General features: G+C 55.4%; 12 protein-coding genes and 3 rRNA genes. 7 read left to right on the top strand and 8 right to left on the bottom strand.

Annotated elements, in window-relative coordinates; all coding sequences use genetic code 11:
- Positions 1-10 precede the first annotated feature (10 nt).
- The 6 genes from N1030_RS07810 to rdgC form a co-directional block, all read right to left on the bottom strand.
- On the bottom strand, positions 11-1,555 hold the full coding sequence (locus N1030_RS07810; RefSeq protein WP_265828703.1) for a hypothetical protein: 1,545 nt from the start codon (positions 1,553-1,555) through the stop codon (positions 11-13).
- Positions 1,556-1,641: 86 nt separating this feature from the next.
- Positions 1,642-3,246, bottom strand: coding sequence for a DNA repair protein RecN (locus tag N1030_RS07805; RefSeq protein WP_265828702.1), 1,605 nt, complete (start codon positions 3,244-3,246; stop codon positions 1,642-1,644).
- Between the two features lie 135 nt (positions 3,247-3,381).
- Positions 3,382-4,242 (bottom strand): ABC transporter permease, encoded by an 861-nt coding sequence (locus tag N1030_RS07800; RefSeq protein ID WP_265828701.1) that lies wholly within the window; start codon positions 4,240-4,242, stop codon positions 3,382-3,384.
- Positions 4,242-5,267, bottom strand: coding sequence for an ABC transporter permease (locus N1030_RS07795; protein WP_265828700.1), 1,026 nt, complete (start codon positions 5,265-5,267; stop codon positions 4,242-4,244). The genes N1030_RS07800 and N1030_RS07795 overlap by 1 nt, the downstream gene beginning before the upstream one ends.
- Positions 5,268-5,281: 14 nt before the next feature.
- Positions 5,282-5,815: a hypothetical protein gene (locus N1030_RS07790; RefSeq protein ID WP_265828699.1), complete on the bottom strand. Its 534-nt coding sequence runs from the start codon at positions 5,813-5,815 to the stop codon at positions 5,282-5,284.
- Positions 5,816-5,823: 8 nt separating this feature from the next.
- The gene (gene rdgC / locus N1030_RS07785; protein WP_265828698.1) at positions 5,824-6,438 is read right to left on the bottom strand and encodes a recombination-associated protein RdgC; all 615 of its coding nucleotides are present in this window, start codon (positions 6,436-6,438) and stop codon (positions 5,824-5,826) included.
- Between the two features lie 470 nt (positions 6,439-6,908).
- Here rdgC and N1030_RS07780 point away from each other — a divergent pair.
- From N1030_RS07780 to N1030_RS07755, 7 genes are all read left to right on the top strand, one after another.
- Positions 6,909-8,450: ribosomal RNA gene (locus tag N1030_RS07780) — 16S ribosomal RNA — on the top strand.
- A 175-nt stretch (positions 8,451-8,625) separates the two neighbouring features.
- A 23S ribosomal RNA gene (locus N1030_RS07775) occupies positions 8,626-11,552 on the top strand.
- A 115-nt stretch (positions 11,553-11,667) separates the two neighbouring features.
- A 5S ribosomal RNA gene (rrf, locus tag N1030_RS07770) occupies positions 11,668-11,782 on the top strand.
- Together the 16S, 23S and 5S rRNA genes form the textbook arrangement of a ribosomal RNA operon.
- An 869-nt stretch (positions 11,783-12,651) precedes the next feature.
- On the top strand, positions 12,652-13,641 hold the full coding sequence (locus N1030_RS17705) for an MBL fold metallo-hydrolase (protein WP_420842832.1): 990 nt from the start codon (positions 12,652-12,654) through the stop codon (positions 13,639-13,641).
- A 334-nt stretch (positions 13,642-13,975) separates the two neighbouring features.
- Complete coding sequence (locus tag N1030_RS07765; protein WP_265828697.1) at positions 13,976-15,166, top strand: aminotransferase class I/II-fold pyridoxal phosphate-dependent enzyme; 1,191 nt, start codon at positions 13,976-13,978, stop codon at positions 15,164-15,166.
- On the top strand, positions 15,141-16,451 hold the full coding sequence (locus tag N1030_RS07760) for a homoserine dehydrogenase (protein WP_265828696.1): 1,311 nt from the start codon (positions 15,141-15,143) through the stop codon (positions 16,449-16,451). Before N1030_RS07765 ends, N1030_RS07760 begins: the two co-directional genes overlap by 26 nt.
- A complete protein-coding gene (locus N1030_RS07755) occupies positions 16,451-17,638 on the top strand; it encodes a BPG-independent phosphoglycerate mutase family protein (protein WP_265828695.1) in 1,188 nt (395 codons plus the stop codon). Before N1030_RS07760 ends, N1030_RS07755 begins: the two co-directional genes overlap by 1 nt.
- A 21-nt stretch (positions 17,639-17,659) precedes the next feature.
- Here the strand turns inward: N1030_RS07755 and N1030_RS07750 are convergent, their stop codons facing one another.
- On the bottom strand, positions 17,660-19,195 hold the full coding sequence (locus N1030_RS07750) for a sensor histidine kinase (RefSeq protein ID WP_265828694.1): 1,536 nt from the start codon (positions 19,193-19,195) through the stop codon (positions 17,660-17,662).
- 11 nt (positions 19,196-19,206) lie between these two features.
- Complete coding sequence (mltA, locus tag N1030_RS07745; RefSeq protein WP_265828693.1) at positions 19,207-20,400, bottom strand: murein transglycosylase A; 1,194 nt, start codon at positions 20,398-20,400, stop codon at positions 19,207-19,209.
- Between the last annotated feature and the right edge of the window lie 11 nt (positions 20,401-20,411).

The raw sequence follows: 20,411 nt of genomic DNA, 5'->3' as shown, positions 1-20,411 counted from the left end.
GCGGCGGCAATCAGCCCCGTGCGCCGTTTTTCTTTCCCGGCCCCATTGTTCCGAAGCGAAGGAAGATCTCCGCGAGCCTTTGGTTCAGATTGGTCGTGGTGCGGGAAATGAGATCTATATTGAGGTGGACGCTGATGAACACCTTGAAGTGAGCCTTCTGCCAAAGGATGAGAACGGCCTTTGCCAGCTTGGGTTCAAGATGCATGATGTCCAGAATGGCCTTGAAATCGGCGGGCGTCTGTTGGGCAAATAGCAGATATTCTTCGTTTTCCGGATCTTTCAGCCACAGCTTGTTTTTGCGTATCCGGTTGAGCCCCAGTTCCGTTAGACGGTCAATGTCCTTTTCCTTTGCCCGTCTCAGGCGCATGCTGCGTATCTGCATCTTGCCACTGTCTTCGCCGGAGCGCTGCCTGAGAATGGCAATGAACTGGAATTCCAGCATGGCGAAAAACGCACGCTCGATGGACGCAAGATCAAATATGCCCAACAGGGCCATGATGTGTGCAGCTTCCTTGTTTTCGAACATGTGCAGGGATTTCTGGAAATCCTGACGGAGAATGTTCAGGCTTACCGAGGCTGCACAGGCCATGATGAGCACCTGCTCGAAAATGAAGCGGGCACTGTCCTGCGACAGTTCGCGTCCTTCAGCGTCCTTGAGCGGGTCGGCCGAGTTCTGGGACTGCAGGAATGTGTATGCGGCTTCAAAGGACAATCCCGCAGGATCCATGCAGAGGATGCTGGCCAGGTAGGGAATGTCAGACAGCGTAAAGGGATACTCCGGCTTCTGGGCCAGCTTGGCAAGGTGGTCTGCCAGACGTTTGCGTGCCTTGCGTGCCTCGAAGGTATGGAGAGAGGTCTCATAGATGCTTTGCGCTCTGGTTTTCTCGATGGATTTGCTGGTGCGCTTAAGGCGGCTGAGCAAATCGTCGAAGTTGAAACGCAGCACTATCTGGGATTTTTCCTTCCGCACCTGATACAGCTGGTTGGCTGTCATTTCGCGGTAGGCGCTGTCTGCCAGTCGCGTAATGAAGTGGTCGAAGTTGTCCTTCCAGAACTTCTCGCCCAGTTCCACCTTTTCCATGATGGCGTCTATGGCAGGAAGGGCTTCTTCGCCGTAGTGCCTGATGAGCACTTCGGTAAAGTTGTCCACGGTTAAGGCGGTGGTGTAGACCACAGCCTGCACCGCCTTGAGCAGCAGGGATTCCTGATTGACCAGATCCGATACTTCGCCTTCGGCGCCGGCTATGTCGCCTGCGGAAAGAAGGCTGCCGTATTTGTTCAGTTGGTTGATGAAGAAGGTAATCTGCGAACCGGTATGCTCGTGCAGCGGGTGCCCCTGCGCGCGCGTCGTGAGAAAATCGATGATGGCGTGCTGCTGCGGCTGCAGCAGAGGGTATTCATTGATGCGATCCTTGTTGATGGAGATGAAGCACAGCAGAACTTCGCGTTCCATGAGTTCGCGAATGGTCTTTTTTTCCTTGTGCTCCTTGAGGACTTCCCAATAGGCAGCCAGACGCTGCTGCGGAGGTTGTCCCTTGTCCGGATCTGCGGTCATGAGTACCTGTGCTTTTTGTACGGGGGCAGAGTGTATTCTTTAAGAGATAACCAGAAAAAAACTGTTCCCGCAAGATGTTATGTCTCTCAGGCGAGAAGCTCCCGGGCCATGGCTTGTCCCTGGTCGCCACCACCGGCCATGCGGCATATTTCGTCCCATATGGCGGTATTGTTCAGTGCCGTGCAGTGGGTGTAGGTGCTGCCTTCCCGCACTTCCTTACGGACCTGGAAATGTCTGCGCGCCCGTGCGGCCAGTTGCGGCCAGTGGGTGATGAGTATGACCTGCTGATGGGCAGCAAGCTTGTCGAGTGAATCGGCCACGGCATTCAGTGTGAGGCCGCCTACACCGGCATCCACTTCGTCAAAGATGAGGCTGGGCGTTTCCTTGCGGTTCATTATGCCCACCACAGCCAGCAGGAACCGTGAAAGTTCCCCGCCTGACGCGATCTTGTCCAGCGGTTGGGGCGCTTGGCCGGGGTTGGGAATCCAGAGCATGGAAGGGCGTTCCTCAATGCAGTCGGAGCGGTCTTCGAAAAGTTCCACCGGCTTGAAATCGAAACGTACCTGTACGTGTTCGGAAAAGCCCAGTTCCTTCAGCTCCATAATGATGGCGGCGCACAATGCCTCACCGGCTTCCTTACGGAGCGGGTTGAGTTCCGTGAGCAGGGTTGCCAGTTCGTCGAGCAGGGTGGCTTCCTGTTTGGCCAGTTGCTTGAGATCGAGCGAGCAGGAATCCATGAAGGAAAGGTTTTCCTCAATCTCTTTCTGCAGGTCCACGATCTCATCAAGAGAGCGTTTGAGTTTGCGCTTGAGCTGGGCCAGTTCGTACAGACGTGCTTCTATGGATTCGAGACTGTCCTCGTCGGGAGAGCAGGCCGGCTGCTTTCGCAGTCTGGCGGCAAGATCCTGCAGGTTTTGGCGGGCTTCCACAAGCAGGCTCACGTCATCATCGTAGTCGGGAAGAACGCGGCGCAGGGTTTCCATGTTGCGTTCGAGCTTTCCCAAGCCGTCCAGAATGCCGCCTTCGCCTGCACCAAGCAGGGCAAGGGCCGAATCAATGGTGTCCTGAACGACAGTCTGGTTGCGCAACTCCTGCTTCTTGGACTCCAGTAAGTCTTCTTCACCGTGTTCGGGGCTCACCTTGGCAATCTCGCGTTGCTGGTATTCCAGCAGTTCGCGCTTGTCTTCAAGGTGACGACTGCGCTCCAGCAGTTCCTCGCGGCGTGCAGCGAGAGCGCGCAATTCCTTGAGAAGGGATTCGCGTCGCTTGAGCAGGTCGGGGCGGTTCAGGAAATCGTCCAGAATCTTCGCCTGAAAGGTTGGCTGCAACAGCTTTTGCTGACCATGCTGGCTGGTATGTACGAGCAGGCTGGGGCGCAGGTCGCGGATGGCGTCCTGCGAGCTCAGGGAATCATTGATGTACAGGCGGCTGCGGCCGGTGGCGGCAACCAGTTCACGCTTGATGACGACGTCTCCGTCCGGCATGGCGAACAGGGCTTCCACCTGAGCCTTTTCGGCACCGGGGCGCACAAGGTCCGGCGACATCCTGTCGCCCGTCAGGAAGTTCAGGGCTTTCAGGATGAAGCTTTTGCCTGCGCCGGTTTCCCCCGTGAGCACGTTCATGCCCGGAGAAAATTCCAGTTCCATGTCGTCTATCAGCGCCAATTGACGAATTCTGAGCAGTTCCAGCATGTGGGGTATCCCGTCAGGGAAGGTTGATTCGTTGCAGAGAGCGCACTGTATCCAAACTCCGGCCTGTTTGCCAAGGGGGGAGGCGCGTGGGGCTGCATTGCCGTGGGCAGTGTGTATGTGTTCAATTGAATGATATTACTGAGAAAGTCTTGGGTCCAGAATGTCGCGCAGGCTTTCGCCGAGCAGATTGTAGCCAAGCACGGTAAACAGGATGGCGAAACCGGGAAAGAGAGACATCCATGGTGCGATCTCGAGCACTTCCTTGCCTTCCATCAGGATGTTGCCCCAGCTCGGCATGGGGGGCTGTACCCCGAGTCCGAGAAAGCTGAGGGCTGATTCCGTGAGAATGGCTCCGGCAATGCCGAGTGTGGCAGAAACCAGCACCGGCGCCAGTGCGTTTGGCAGGATGTGCAGGCCCATGAGTCTGATCTTGCCTGCTCCGGCAAGGCGGGCCGCGGAGACAAAGTCGCGTTCACGCAGGGTCAGGGTTTCCGCGCGGACAAGACGCGCCACGCCCATCCACGACGTGAGGCCGATAACGATCATGATGTTGTTCAGGCTCGGTTCCAGAAAGGCGATAACCGCCAGAATCAGGAAGAAGGACGGAAAACAGAGCATGATGTCCACCATACGCATGATGGCTTCATCCACCCAGCCGCGGAAGAAGCCCGCGATCAATCCTAGTGCGATGCCTATGCCGACGGAAATGCCCACAGCTACAAAACCTACCCACAGGGAAACCCGCGCACCGTGAAGCATGCGTGAGAGCACATCGCGGCCCAATGCGTCGGTCCCGAAGGGGTGAAGGGCGCTAGGAGCTTGCAGAATAGCGTTCAGGTCAAGGGCTGTCGGGTCATGCGGGCTGATCCACGGAGCCAATACTGCCGCGACTGACATGATGCCGACAATGGTGAGGCCGAGCGTCAACAGGCCGTAGCGCTGCCAGAACTGCCGTGTGGTTATCTGTGTCGCCAGGTGTGAGAAGGACAAAGGCATCAGGCATCTCCCCCTCTGCTGCGGATGCGCGGATCGGCAAGGCCGTAGCACAGGTCTGCGATCATGTTGCCTGCCAGCGTCAGAACGGCACCGAGCACGAGGTTGCCCATGATCATGGGATAGTCGCGCGCCATGACCGCCGTGTAGAACAACTGGCCAAGACCGGGGAGGGCAAATATGGATTCAATGATCACGGAACCGCCGATAAGTCCCGGTACGGAAAGCCCGAGAATGGTTATGACCGGCAGCAGGGCGTTGCGCAGGGCGTGCTTGAATATGACGGTTCGGAGGGGCAGTCCCTTGGCTCTGGCTGTCAGAATATAGTCCTGCCGCAATACTTCAAGCATTGAAGAGCGCATGAACCGTGACATGCCTGCCAGCGAGCCGAAGGTATAAATGAAAATGGGCATGACCATGTGCTGGGCGATGTCCAGCAGCTTCCCGAACGGACTCAGGTTGTTGTAGTCCAGTGAAGTGAGGCCGGAAATGGGCAACCATTGCAGATGGATGCCGAAGTAGAGCATCATCAGCAGGGCGAGCCAGAACCCGGGCATGGCAAAGCCTATGAAGACGAAGACCGCACTTATGGAGTCGAACCAGCGCCCTTGGTAATAGGCGGAGGCAACACCGATGGGGACAGCGATGAGTAGTGTAAGCACCATTGAGGCTACGTTCATGCCCACGGTCAGTGGCAGTCGCTCTTTTATCTTGTCCCACACAGGGCGGTAGTCGCCTGACATGGAACGGCCGAAGTCCAGACGGACCAGCCGTTCCAGCCAGTTGATATACTGAATGTGCAGGGGCTTATCCAGCCCGTAGAGTTTCTCGAGACGGAGTCTTGCTTCCTGACCTGCCAACGGATTCATGGAGGTTTGCAGGTCCGTGGGAGAACCGGGTGCCAGATGAATGACCCAGAAACTGATCACGGTGATGCCCCAAAGTACAAGGAGCATCCAGCCCAGCTTGATGCAGGCGCGTTTGAGGAGCCCGCGCAGGGCTGTGTGTACGTTCTCGCTATGAGGCATCCGGCTGGCGACTCCTATTCAGCCATTTCAAGCCAACGGCCGATCTGCCGGACTTGGTCTGCCCATTCGGGTGACAGGCGCACGGTCAGAAAGTCGTTGTAGGAAGCATCAAGATAGGTGAGGCACTTCTCGATGAGGAACATCTTTTCCAGAAACGCTGCATCCGGATCGTCGTCTTCTCCATCGGCCTTTTCAACCTTGGGCGTCTTCAGTCCGCCAAGTGAGAAATCCTCTGCCTTAAGGGAGAGCTGCCATGCTTCCGGATCATGCTCAATGCGGATAAGCGCGCGGTTCACCTTTTTACCGGTCGTCAGCCCGAGACGGGCTTCGCGCAATTCGGAAAGGTTGCCGGAAACAGTTGCGGTTTCGAGGGTTTCCCCCTCTCCGCCCTGAACGCTGACGCGCTGCTCTACGTAGAGGAAATAGGGATCGCCATCAGGCGTCTGAAACTGGCCGCTGCGGGTTTCGCTGCGGAACCAGAGCCACGTGAGATATTCCTGACCGAGAACCACATCCGTGGTCTGCCCGAGATAAGGGGTGTCTGCCATGTGAACTCCTAGGCGAAGCGGGTGGGTTCAAGAGTGTCGAGCTTGTTCATGACGTCTTCACCCTGCAGTCGAACTGCTAGTGCGTAGGGGGTCATGGGCTCAAGGTCCAGTCCGAAGGTCGTGGAGAAGTATTCTTCAAAGAGCTCCAGAACCTTGGATTGTGTGGAAGCCAGATATACCGCGCCCGTCTGGATGTTCCAGACCACATTGAATTCGGCGGGAATGGGGAAGGAACGAGCGCGGAGCTTCAGTTGGACCTGCTCGCGAATCTCCTTTTTCCGTTCGCGGGAAACGTACTTCTTGCCCTGTTCCTTGTTCTTGCGTTCCTCTTCGCGGAGTTCCAGAGCAACGTGCTTCTTCAGCACGGCTGAGGGGATTCTGCGCGTGTCAAGCCGCAGGGAAAAGGTGATGAATTCGCCCTTTTCCGGCGGTGCCGTCCGCCAGAAGGAATCAAGCATATCGTCAAAACATACCCAGCCCCAGCCGCGTTCTTCGGCCGTGTCTTCGATTTCCTTGAAGGCAAACTGCTTGAGCTTGTCAGGGATCTGCGGCCAGAGATCGGAAGGTACCGGTTCAGTTATATAGTAGCGGGTGAAGCTTGCGCTTGCATTCATGAATCCCATGGGTAACTCCTTTGTGTTCGCCGAAGTGTGTAACGCATCTTGCGGCATATCGCCAGAGAAACAAGAGCCCCTATTAGATGATAGCGTTGCCTGATTCGTCAAAACACAGGGGGTGTGATTTATTATCCATTGATTTCGGACAGTTGATTTTGCTTTTTACATGTTTTTTAAAAAAGCGGTTGACTTAAATCCGTTTTCGGGTAGTTTCCACCTCCGCGCCGATGAGGCGAACAAAACGGTTCTTTCACAAAACGATCAGCTTCTTTTTGCCAACACGGTGAAGAAAAAAAGTTGAAAAGATGCTTGACGGGGTGGTGGGGTTTCGATAAGTTGAAAATCCGCCTCTGCGACAAAGTGTCGCGTTTGTGAGGCCGAGAGGTTCTTTGACAATTAAATAGCGAGTTGGACAGAAAGATATCAGCTAGCGTGATTGAGGGAATTAGCCCCCTTGATCATGAAGACACAGATTTAAACTGGAGAGTTTGATTCTGGCTCAGATTGAACGCTGGCGGCGTGCCTAACACATGCAAGTCGAACGAGAAAGTTCCTTCGGGAATGAGTACAGTGGCGCACGGGTGAGTAACGCGTGGATTATCTACCTATGGGTCTGGAATAACAGTTGGAAACGACTGATAATACTGGATAATATGGCAACGTTAAAGGTGGCCTCTGCTTGCATGCTACTGCCCATAGATGAGTCCGCGTCTCATTAGCTAGACGGTAGGGTAACGGCCTACCGTGGCAACGATGAGTAGCAGGCCTGAGAGGGTGGCCTGCCACACTGGGACTGGAACACGGCCCAGACTCCTACGGGAGGCAGCAGTGGGGAATATTGCGCAATGGGGGAAACCCTGACGCAGCGACGCCGCGTGGAGGATGAAGGTTTTCGGATCGTAAACTCCTGTCAGAAGGGAAGAACCCTGCGAAGAATAATACGCTTCGCAGCTGACGGTACCTTCAGAGGAAGCACCGGCTAATTCCGTGCCAGCAGCCGCGGTAATACGGAAGGTGCAAGCGTTAATCGGAATCACTGGGCGTAAAGCGCTCGTAGGTTGCTTTGTAAGTCAGGTGTGAAAGCCCACGGCTCAACCGTGGAATTGCACTTGATACTGCATTGCTAGAGTTCGGGAGAGGGTAGTGGAATTCCAGGTGTAGGAGTGAAATCCGTAGAGATCTGGAGGAACACCAGTGGCGAAGGCGACTACCTGGACCGATACTGACACTGAGGAGCGAAAGCGTGGGGAGCAAACAGGATTAGATACCCTGGTAGTCCACGCTGTAAACGATGGATACTAGGTGTCGGGGGCTTGACCTTCGGTGCCGTAGCTAACGCGTTAAGTATCCCGCCTGGGGAGTACGGTCGCAAGGCTGAAACTCAAAGAAATTGACGGGGGCCCGCACAAGCGGTGGAGTATGTGGTTTAATTCGATGCAACGCGAAGAACCTTACCTAGGCTTGACATCCCTGGAACCTTCCCGAAAAGGAAGGGTGCTCTTCGGAGAACCAGGAGACAGGTGCTGCATGGCTGTCGTCAGCTCGTGCCGTGAGGTGTTGGGTTAAGTCCCGCAACGAGCGCAACCCCTATTCTTAGTTGCCATCAGGTGATGCTGGGCACTCTAGGGAGACTGCCCGGGTTAACCGGGAGGAAGGTGGGGACGACGTCAAGTCATCATGGCCCTTACGCCTAGGGCTACACACGTACTACAATGGCGCGTACAAAGGGCAGCGATACCGTGAGGTGGAGCCAATCCCAAAAAGCGCGTCTCAGTCCGGATAGGAGTCTGCAACTCGACTCCTTGAAGTCGGAATCGCTAGTAATCCCAGATCAGCATGCTGGGGTGAATGCGTTCCCGGGCCTTGTACACACCGCCCGTCACACCACGAAAGTTGGTTCTACCCGACATCGGTGAGCTAACCCGCAAGGGAGGCAGCCGCCTACGGTAGGGCTAATGATTGGGGTGAAGTCGTAACAAGGTAGCCGTAGGGGAACCTGCGGCTGGATCACCTCCTTTAAGGAAATTTGTCCAACTCGCTATTTAATTGCAAGGAGCTTCACGCTCTTTGACAAGTGAATGGTTGGTAGCACGCACCACGCAAGTGATGCATGTACTCCAAGTATACACTTGGCTGAGGCTTTTGTGCCTCTGCTCATTGACAATCGATAGGGACGGAAAGGAAGTCTAAGAAAAATAAGTTATTAAGGGCATTTGGTGGATGCCTTGGTGCCAGAAGGCGATGAAAGACGTGGTAGGCTGCGATAAGCAGCGGGGAGGAGCCAAACATCCTTTGATCCGCTGATCTCTGAATGGGGAAACCCAACCGGAGTCATGTCCGGTTATCCTTGAGCTGAATACATAGGCTCTTGGAGGCGAACCCGGGGAAGTGAAACATCTCAGTACCCGGAGGAGAAGAAATCAAACGAGACTCCCTCAGTAGCGGCGAGCGAACGGGGATTAGCCCAAACCGGCTGGTTTCGACCAGTCGGGGTTGTAGGGCGGCCATCATCGATCTGTTAGTAAATAGGGGAACGAGCTGGGAAGCTCGGCCATAGAGGGTGAAAGCCCCGTACCTGAAGTTGAACACAGCGTAGGCCGTACCTGAGTACTGCGGGACACGTGAAACCCCGTGGGAATCTGGGAGGACCATCTTCCAAGGCTAAGTACTCTCTGGCGACCGATAGTGTACCAGTACCGTGAGGGAAAGGTGAAAAGAACCCCTGTTAGGGGAGTGAAATAGAACCTGAAACCATTTGCCTACAAGCTGTGGGAGCATCCTTGAGATGTGACCGCGTGCCTTTTGCATAATGAGTCAGCGAGTTACTCTACAGTGCAAGGTTAAGCGAAAGTGGAGCCGTAGCGAAAGCGAGTCTGATAAGGGCGACAAGTACTGTGGAGTAGACCCGAAACCGGGTGATCTATCTATGAGCAGGTTGAAGCTCAGGTAAAACTGAGTGGAGGACCGAACCAGTATCGGTTGAAAACGATTTGGATGACTTGTGGATAGGGGTGAAAGGCCAATCAAACCCGGTGATAGCTGGTTCTCTCCGAAATATATTGAGGTATAGCCTCGAGGGAGTTTAGCGGGGGTAGAGCACTGACAGGGCTAGGGGGCTCACCAGCTTACCAAACCCTATCAAACTCCGAATACCGCATAAATGCTCCTCGGGAGTCAGACTGCGACTGAGAAGGGCCGTAGTCGAGAGGGAAAGAGCCCAGACCGACAGCTAAGGTCTCCAAATCCATGCTCAGTGGAAAAGGTGGTGGAATTTCACAGACAGCCAGGAGGTTGGCTTAGAAGCAGCCATCCTTTAAAGAAAGCGTAATAGCTCACTGGTCTAGAGATTCTGCGCCGAAAATGTAACGGGGCTAAGCATGGTACCGAAGCTTCGGACTTGATTTATCAAGTGGTAGGAGAGCGTTCTCTACTGGTTGAAGGTGTGTCGTAAGGCTAACTGGACGGTAGAGAAGTGATTATGCTGACATGAGTAACGATAAAACAGGTGAAAAACCTGTTCGCCGTAAGCCCAAGGTTTCCCGGGTAAAGGTAATCTTCCCGGGGTTAGTCGGCCCCTAAGGTGAGGCAGAAATGCGTAACCGATGGGAAACGGGTTAATATTCCCGTACCTGTGTGAATGTGCGATGGAGGGACGGAGAAGGATACGCAGGCCAGCTGTTGGATTAGCTGGTGCAAGTGTGTAGGCTTGGAAGATAGGCAAATCCGTCTTCCTTATGGCTGAGACACGATGCGGTGGCCGTATGGCCGTAAGCTGCCGAGTCCATGCTTCCAAGAAAAGCTTCTAAGTTTAGTTCACGCAGACCGTACCGCAAACCAACTCAGGTGGGCGGGATGAGTAATCCAAGGCGCTCGAGAGAACTCTGGTTAAGGAACTCGGCAAAATGACCCCGTAACTTCGGGATAAGGGGTGCTCTTTAGTGTGTCTGATTTACTCGTACAGCACTGAAGAGCCGCAGAGAAATGGCGGTGGCGACTGTTTACTAAAAACATAGGTCTCTGCTAAGTCGTAAGACGATGTATAGGGACTGACACCTGCCCGGTGCCGGAAGGTTAAGAGGAGAGGTCAGCGCAAGCGAAGCTTTGAATCGAAGCCCCGGTAAACGGCGGCCGTAACTATAACGGTCCTAAGGTAGCGAAATTCCTTGTCGGGTAAGTTCCGACCTGCACGAATGGTGTAACGATCTCCGCACTGTCTCAACCAGAGACTCGGTGAAATTGAAGTCGCGGTGAAAATGCCGTGTACCCGCAGCAAGACGGAAAGACCCTGTGCACCTTTACTATAGCTTGACATTGGGTTTTGGGTTGGCATGTGTAGGATAGGTGGGAGGCTTTGAAGCGTGCACGCCAGTGTGTGTGGAGCCATCCTTGAAATACCACCCTTGCCAATCTAAGGCTCTAATCCGACGCCGTTATCCGGCTCGGAGACAGTGTCTGGTGGGTAGTTTGACTGGGGCGGTCGCCTCCTAAAGAGTAACGGAGGCATGCAAAGGTTCCCTCAGGCTGATTGGAAACCAGCCGTTGAGTGCAAACGCATAAGGGAGCTTGACTGCAAGACAGACATGTCGAGCAGGGACGAAAGTCGGTGTTAGTGATCCGGTGGTTCCGAGTGGAAGGGCCATCGCTCATTGGATAAAAGGTACGCCGGGGATAACAGGCTGATCGCGCCCAAGAGTTCACATCGACGGCGCGGTTTGGCACCTCGATGTCGGCTCATCACATCCTGGGGCTGAAGCAGGTCCCAAGGGTACGGCTGTTCGCCGTTTAAAGTGGTACGCGAGCTGGGTTTAAAACGTCGTGAGACAGTTTGGTCCCTATCTGCTGTGGGCGTAGGAGACTTGAAAGGGCCTGCCCCTAGTACGAGAGGACCGGGGTGGACGAACCTCTAGTGGACCTGTTGTCGTGCCAACGGCATAGCAGGGTAGCTACGTTCGGAAGGGATAAACGCTGAAAGCATCTAAGCGTGAAGCCTGCCTTGAGATAAGGTCTCCCTCTCGCAAGAGCTAAAGGACCCAGGTAGACCACCTGGTTGATAGGCCGGAGGTGTAAGTGCAGCGATGCATTCAGCTTACCGGTACTAATAGTCCGTGCGCCTTATTTTTCTACTAAAATCTTCCTTTCCTCCCTATTTGATTCAAATTTTGGGTCAAGTCGCCGATGTGGCAACGGGGTAAATACCGTTCGCCTTCCCGACAGACGCAGACCCGAGAACTTTGTCTTGGTGGCCATGGAGGCGGGGGTACACCCGATCCCATTCCGAACTCGGAAGTTAAGCCCGCCATCGCCGATGATACTGCCAGGGAGCTGGTGGGAAAGTAGGCCGCCGCCAAGACTTATTTCCAAGACGAAAAACTCCGGTAACCGATGAGGGCCGGAGTTTTTCTGTTTTGGGGGTAGTGCCTCATCCTTCCATCCTTTCTTCTTATCCCTTCCTATTACTTTTACCTTTGTCATGTATTGTGAACTGGGCCTTGGTAAGTATTATCTAGAGTAGGCTTTCACCGACTACATTACGCCTTAGCTAGCTTTGCCCGTTGCCGCCTTCAGCGGGACCAGAGCGGGGCCTCAGCCGGGGCGTACCGCCCCTTAGCAAGGCCCCCTCTGGACTACCCCTGCCTCGCCCCGGCTGGCCGTTGAAAGAGCACCCATCCCGCCGTGGAAGCGAGGCGCTTCCAATCGGCCACACGTTTGTGGAGGGAAGTAGGGGGGGATTTTTCTTTCATCATTTTAACTTGAGAGACGTGGGCCTTGGTCTGTGCTGACTTGGTAAGGCTTTCATCGACTACATTGAGTCTTGGCTCGTCATACCCGTTGCTGCCTCCGGCGACCAGAGGGGCCTCAGCCGGGCGTTTCCCGCCCTTAGCAAGGCCTCTCTGGACTCCCCTGCCTCGCCCTAGCAGTCCGCTGAAAGGGCACCCCTCCCGCCGTGGAAGCGAAGCGCTTCCAATCGGCCTCACGTTTTGTGAGGGGAGCAGGGGCATTTTCCTTTCTTCGCTTTCCCCTTGAATGTGTCTGGGGTGGCACTGTCTACTTGTAATCCCATGGTAAACCTCGATAGCATCGGGTTGCGGTATGAGCAGTGGAAGATCTTGTTTCATCCGATTGTAGAGGTGAAGCGTTTTCCTTCGGCTCTTGTCATTTATTCATGCCTATTCATCGAATAACATTGCCAATCCCCCGGATGTCCTTAACTATCTTCGCATGGCTAAACAAAACTCCATCTCGCAATCTCGTTTCGAGAATAGTCTGCCCACCAAGGTCTGGTTCAGCGCGAAAGATGCCACGCGAATTGTACATCGTCTGCTCTGTGGCAATGAGAAGCGTGTACCTGAGCAAAAGGTGCCTGTGGAGTACCGAACTCGTGACTCTTTTGCTGCAAACATGGACCCCGCATTCACATGGCTGGGTTGGAACACCATGCTTATCCAGATGTCGGGTATGGCTATACTGACAGACCCCGTCCTTTCACATCGGGCGTCTCCCACGGGTCTCTGGGGACCGGCGCGATTACATGATGTGCCATGCGGCGTATCGGATCTTCCCGACATCGACGTGGTTCTTATATCCCATGACCACTATGACCATCTGGACCGCACGACCATACGAGCCTTACGGCGTACGGGCGCAGCGTTTGTTGTTCCTTCCGGGGTAGGGCGTATTTTGAGGCGATGGGGTGTATCTGCAGAACGAATTCATGAATTACGCTGGTGGGAAGATTTCACCATAGGGGGGATTACCCTGACGGCTACCCCCGCCCGTCACTACTCGGGCCGTGGACTTGCAGACAGATACGCCTCCCTTTGGGCGAGTTGGGGCATTTCAGACAGCAGCCACAAGGTATTCTTTGGTGGCGATACCGGATACTTTGACGGTTTCAGCGAAATCGCAGAGCGACTGGGACCCTTTGATGTCACGATGCTCCCTATAGGAGCCTACAGCCGGTATTGGAAGGATGTACACCTTACACCGGAACAGGCTGTTAAGGTGCATAAGGATTTGGAAGGGGGAGTGTTGATACCTATCCACTATGCCACCTTTAATCTGGCCTTGCATGATTGGCATGAGCCTTTGGTGCGATGTCTAGAGGCGGCAAAGGCACAAAGTGTCCATGTATCGTGCCCTCCGCCTGGCAGGACCGTGGGGTTGGATGATACGGTATGGCGCTCGCCTTGGTGGAATCGCCCGATATAGCGCTTTCTGGGTAGAATTGCATGAAATAACGGCTAATTTTGTGTTTTTCGAATGGGGTGGCTAAACTGCGCTAGGACGTGTCGATGCTGAAATCGTCGCTCATGATTTCAGCTTAACTCACTGAACTAATAGATTTCATTTTTTTCAATGACGATTAGACTTGATTAAGGCGGTATTTCTTGGGTGAATTGATCAAAATATTTTCATATTATGATCTTTTCACCATCGCCTTGCTATTTATTCGCCTCCAACCCTAACTGTCTCTTTGACAGCGTGCACGCGGCGCGATAGTGTACGCGTCTATTTTAAATTGTCATTGGAGGATGCCAAGGCTATGCAAGAATTTCCGCGTATGCACCGTCTGCCCCCCTATGTCTTTGCTGTTGTCGGCGAGCTCAAGATGCAGCTGCGTCGTCAGAACATCGACATCGTGGATATGGGCATGGGAAACCCCGATATCCCCACCCCTCAGCACATCGTGGATAAAATGACTGAGGCGGCGGCCAAAGGCATCAACCATCGGTATTCCGTATCTCGCGGTATCCCCAACCTGCGCAAGGCCATGTGTGACTGGTACCAGCGCAACTACGGGGTGTATCTTGATCCTGATAAGGAATGCGTGGTGACCATGGGCGCAAAGGAAGGCCTTTCGCACCTCGCGCTGGCCATGCTTTCGCCCGGTGATGTCGTTTTCGCACCGGACCCGACCTATCCCATTCACACCTATGCCGCGATTATTGCGGGCGCTGACGTGCGCCGCATTCCCATCGGCAAGGGACGTGACTTTTTTGAAGATCTGCTGGCGGCGACCAAGCAGACCTGGCCTCAGCCCAAGGTGCTGATGATCAGCTATCCGCACAACCCCACTACGGAGCTGGCGGCTCCCGAATTCTTCCAGAAGGTTGTGGATTTTGCCAAGGAACACAAGATGTATGTCATTCACGACATGGCGTACGCAGACCTTGGCTTTGACGGCTACAAGCCGCCGAGCTTCATGGAAGCAAACGGCGCAAAGGATGTGGGCGTAGAGTTCTATTCCATGTCCAAGAGCTACTCCATGGCCGGCTGGCGTGTGGGCTTCTGCGTGGGCAACCGCGACCTCGTGTACGCGCTGACCCGCATCAAGTCATATCTCGACTATGGTATCTTCCAGCCCATTCAGATCGCCGCAACCGTGGCTCTGAACGGTCCCAGCGATTGCGTTCGCAACATCGTGCAGGTTTACCAGAACCGTCGCGACGCGCTGATTGAAGGACTGAGCCGTGCAGGTTGGGATGTGCCGCCGCCCAAGGCGACCATGTTTGTGTGGGCCCAGATTCCCGAAGAGTTCCGTCATCTCGGTTCCGTGGAATTCTCCAAACTGCTGCTGACGGAATCCAAGGTCGCTGTTTCTCCGGGCCTCGGTTTCGGGCACTTTGGTGACGACCATGTGCGCTTCGCACTTATCGAGAACGAGCATCGCACCAATCAGGCATGCCGCGGCATCAAGAAGCTGCTGAATGCAGGAGGCGACGTCTGTGTCTAACGGAAAGAAGCGGTTGGTCCTTGCCCTTGCCGGATACGGCACTGTGGGCACTGGACTTGCCAAGGTTATTGAAGAGAACAGGGATTGGATCATCGAGCGCTCCGGCAGCGAGGTAGTGATCAAATCCATTCTCGTACGTGATCTGAATAAGCCTCGCAATTTTCCCGTGCCTGCGGGTGCGCAGTTGACGGATGATCATGAAGCCCTGCTGAACGATCCCGAAGTGGACGTGCTGGTCGAGTTGATGGGCGGGATTGAAGCGCCCAAAAAGTTGATTGCGGCCGCCATTCGTGCCGGAAAGCATGTGGTGACGGCTAACAAGGCGCTGCTGGCGGAGCAGGGGCTGGAGCTTTTCGAACTTGCGGCAGAATATGGAGTGCATCTCAAGTACGAAGCCAGCGTTTGCGGCGCCATCCCGATTCTGGACACCCTGAAGGAAAACCTTGCGGGCAACCGGATTCAGCGCCTTGTAGGTATCCTGAACGGCACGGCGAACTACATCCTTTCGGAGATGACCTCCAACAAGCTGGATTTCGCCACCGCACTCAAGCAGGCGCAGGAACTGGGCTATGCCGAGGCGGACCCCACGCTGGATATCGAAGGGCTGGATGCGGCGCACAAGTTGTGCCTGCTGACCCGTCTTGCCTTCGGCGTGAACTATCCCTTTGAGGAGCTGCCTGTGGTTGGCGTGTCCAAGGTTGAGCCTGAAGACATTGAATTCGCCCGTGAGTTCGGCTACAGGGTCAAGCTGGTGGGACAGGTGCAGTCCGTGGATGGCAAGATCGAAGCGGGGGTTTTCCCCACGCTGGTGCATCATACCTACCTGATCGCGCGGGTGGGAGGAGCGTACAACGCGGTTCGTTTGGAAGGGAACGCCTGCGGGCCCATCTTCCTGCACGGACCCGGAGCGGGCGATCTGCCCACTGCAAGCGCGGTGCTTGGCGATATTCTCAGCGTGGCGCGCGGCGCACACCCGAATAATACGGGATTTGTGCGGCAGGTTCCGCCGCTGGCGAATATCATGTCTCCCGACGACGCCTGTTCAAAGTACTACTTCCGGGTCATCGTACGCGACGTGCCCGGGGTGTTGCGAGACCTCGCCGGTGCGCTGGCAGAGCAGGACATCTCTATTGCGCAGGCCATCCAGAAGGAAAAGGGCGCGGCAGAAGTGCCTGTCGTCTTCCTTACCCACGAGGCCACGGCCCGTGCGGTCAAGGCTGCCGTTGAAGGCATGAAGGCCAAGGGCCTTGTCGTGCAGGAACCCGTCTATTACAGGATTCTGTAGTGCGCAAACTGGTGTACTGCATCGCGGACGGCATGGCGGATGTTCCGGCATATTGCGCCGGAGGGATGACGCCGTTGCGGGCTGCGAAAATGCCGATACTTGATAGCATGGCCCGCCACTCTGTGGCGGGCCTTTGTCATGTTATTCCTGATCTCCTGCCGCCCGATTCCGATGTTGGGAACATGGCCCTCATGGGTTACGACCCGCTCAGGTATCACACGGGAAGGGGCCCCATCGAACTGTTGGGGATGGCTGCTGCGAGTGATGCATTTGCCATTTCTCCCGACGACCTTGTCTGGCGTCTCTCCCTTGTCTGTACTGAAGGACCGGAATGCATCATGCGCGATGCCCATGGCGGGGGTATTTTCGACGAGCAGGCAAGATCCCTTATCGCTGCCATGTCTGCCGAACTTGAAACGGTAACCGGTGGAGAGTTTCTTGTTCTGCCCAATGAGGCCTACCGGCATATTCTTGTCCAGCGCGGCGCTGCGGCCAAGCCGGAAGCGAGTATGCGTTTTCCCGGTCCCCATACGCTGTTGGGCCAGAGCGTATTGCCTATTCTGCAAACCTATCCGCCTGCTTTGCAGCAGGCACTTCGTTCAATGAACCGTATCGCCTTGGATGATGCCTCGGCACCGGACCGTGTCTGGTTATGGGGGCAGGGGCCCATGCCATATCTTCCACAGTTCTCCGCGTTGCACGAACTGTATACCTGCATGATTACAGGGGTTTCACTGCTTCGTGGGCTTGGTCGTGCGGCGGGTATGACGGTTGTCGATAACCCTGCTTTTACGGGGTTGCCGGATACTGATCTTGGGGCGAAGGCCAAGGCGGCCATCGATTTTCTCGAGAGTGGCGGTGATGCGGCCTTTATTCATGTGGAAGCGCCGGATCATTGCGCTCATGGCGGTGATGCCGAGGGGAAAAGGCGGGCTCTGGAAGCTTTTGACAGGGATTTGCTTGCTCCGCTCAAAGCCGCGTTGCCGGATGCCGTGTTCGTGGTCACCTGTGACCATCGGACTTCTTCGCAGACGCGGACGCATGAATGTGGAGCAGTGCCATTCATCATCCATAGAGAAGGGCTTGAGTTTCTGCCCTGCAGCGAATTCTCTGAGGAAGGGTGTTGCGGTCTTGCGGAAGTGGACAGCGGTCCGCAACTGCTGGAATTGGCCAAGAGGTTTCTGTAACTCCTCAGCCGGGTCTGCCTGTCAGCTTACCAACGTGCAGCGGTTGGGCGCGTGGAAGGTGATGGTAAAGGTGGTGCCTGTGTCGACCTCTATATCCAGAAAGGCGCCGAGCTGGTCCACCAGCGAATGTACGAGTTGCATGCCCAGCGTGCGCGCTGCATCCGGCTCGTAATCCAGCGGAAAACCGATCCCGTTATCCCTGACGATAATCTTGATGTTGTCCTGATCGCGTTTGACAGAAAGGCAGACAATGCCTTCGTCGCGGCCTTTGAACGCGTGTTTCAGTGCGTTGGAAAAGAGCTCGTTGACGATGAGCCCGCAGGGAATGGCGGTATCGACGGGGAAGAATATGGGTTGAATATCCGTTACCAGTCGGATGTCCTTGCCCATGGAGAAGACTGAAATGAGCTTCTGTGTGAGCTTGGGCAGGTAGTCGCTGAATTCCACGCAGGCCAGGTCATCCGATCGATAGAGCTCTTCATGAACCAGCGTCATGGAATGGATACGGTTCTGTGATTCGAGAAAGAGTTCCCTGTCTTCCGGTGTCCTGATGTAGGAAGCCTGCAGATTAAGCAGGCTGGAAACCAGCTGCAGGTTGTTCTTTACCCGGTGATGCACTTCCTTGAGCAGAGTTTCTTTTTCTTTCAGGGAGCTGCGAATCTTTTCTTCACTTGTCTTGCGGTTGGTGATGTCGTCGGCAATGCCCACGATGCGGTAGGGCACGCCGCGGTCATCCTCGACCGGAAAGGCCCTGCCGCGAATCCAGCGCAGCGTGTTGTCGGGACGTACGATGCGGTGTTCCACGTCAAAGGGTTTGTGGGCCTTTTGAAGCAGGTCCCACGCTTGTACGAACTTTTCCTGATCCTCGGCATGTACTGTAGAGAACAGCCCTTCGGGGTCGGAGTAGAGCGAGGCGCACGACCGGCCCCATACTTCCGCGTATGCCGGACTTACGTACAGAAAGGCTCCGGTATTCATGTCACGGACGAAGAAGACTTCACGGACATTTTCCACTAACTGACGAAAGCGTTCTTCGCTGTCGGCAAGTGCCTTTTCAAATTCAATGCGCTCAGCAATCTGTCTGCGAAGCATGGCGTTGGCTTCTTCCAGCGCTTCCGTACGCTTGCGAACCTGTTGTTCAAGATTCTCCCGTCTCAGGCCTTCTTCCCGCAGTAGCCGTGCACGCTCGAGGCACCGTTGGATGGATGCGGACAGTTCGCTGAATTCCCTGAGTGGTTTGGTGAGAAAATCCCACGCGCCGCGTTTCAGGGCGTCCACGACATCGTTCATCCTGTCGGTGCCGGAGACGATGATAACGGGGGTGGTGGGGGCCTCTTCGCACATGCGGCTGAGTACCTCTCCGCCCGACATGCCGGGCAGCCGCCAGTCCAGAAGGATGGCGTCGGGGTGCGCACAGCGGAACACCTCAAGACCGCTTTCGCCACTGTCCGCCTCCAGTACCACATAGCCTTCATCCTCAAGGAAGGCCGCCATGGTGCTGCGGACTACCGGATCATCGTCCAGTACGAGTATGGTATGCGGCTTTTGGGTGTTCATGAGGCCTCCTCTTACGGGATGCGGGGCAGCATGAGCCAGACGCTGCCGGGTGTGTTCATGTGGCCGGCAACCCATGTGGCCTCATCGCCATAGCCGCTGAAGAAATCCAGACGATGTCCCTTGATGGCTCCGCCCGTATCCTGCGCGAGACCAATGCCCGTGAACGGACTGCCCTGACGGAATGCGCCTTCAGGGCCTTTTTCCGGCAACGGAACCGTGAAGGCCAGCAGGCCGCCAAGGGGCAGCAGCTGCGGGTCTGTGGCCAGAGATACCCGGGCTGTCAGTGCCTGATTGATGGCACCTATGGGGCCCTTGTCCGCGAGCCTGAAGAAGACGTAGCTGGGATTGGTGTTCAGGAGTTCCTGCATCTTGTGCGGGTTCTTGTTCAGATAATCGCGGATGGACTGCATGCTGACATTGTCAGGATCAAGAAGTCCGGCTTCTTTCATCACGCGTCCCAGAGAAACATACTGGTGACCGTTCTTGCCTGCATAGAGCACATGCTTTTCCTGGCCGTCAGGCAGGATGAGTCTGCCTGAGCCCTGCACCTGCAGGAAGAAGATGTCCACGGGGTCTTTGGCCCACGCAATTTCCAGTCCCTTGTTCGCGAGCTTCTTATCGGAATCTATGTCTTCACGATGGAAGTAGGGAACCACCTTGCCGTTCTCGATACGGTAGTACAGGGTCTGCCCCTTGAATCTGGGGTGAAACTGCGTGAGGTTCACGGACTGCAGATCATCCGGCTGCGCATAAATGGGATAGGCATAGACGCTGGACGGGCTGAGGTCCGCTTCTATGGCGGGCTCGTAATAGCTGGTGAATTTGGGGTCCTGCGTGATTTGGATGAACCTGAAGTGCCTGCCCAGAAGGGTGGGGTCGGCATCCAGTTGCGGCAGCAGGTTGCGCATGAGCAGCAGGCCGGCACGAAGCTCGCCCCACGTAACGGTGAGAATGTCGCGTTGCAGGGCAATGCCGGAGGCCGGTTTCTTGCTGACGAAGGCAATGGAGTTGTCCAGAGCGGGGGCAAGGTCGTTCCATGAGGTCAACCCCTGCTTGGTGATATCGATTTGTTTGGCAATGCTGTTCCCCTTGCTTTCGGACAGGGGGGTATATTCCGTCGTCGGGCGCTTGGCGCAGGCCGCAAGCATGATGCAGACGAGGGCAAGGCAGGCCAGACGTGAAAAAGTGCTGTTTTTGAAGTGCATTGAAGCTCCTT

Source organism: Desulfovibrio mangrovi, from assembly GCF_026230175.1.
Classification (GTDB): Bacteria; Desulfobacterota; Desulfovibrionia; order Desulfovibrionales; family Desulfovibrionaceae; genus Halodesulfovibrio; species Halodesulfovibrio mangrovi.
This window is presented reverse-complemented; position numbering and strand designations above follow the sequence as displayed.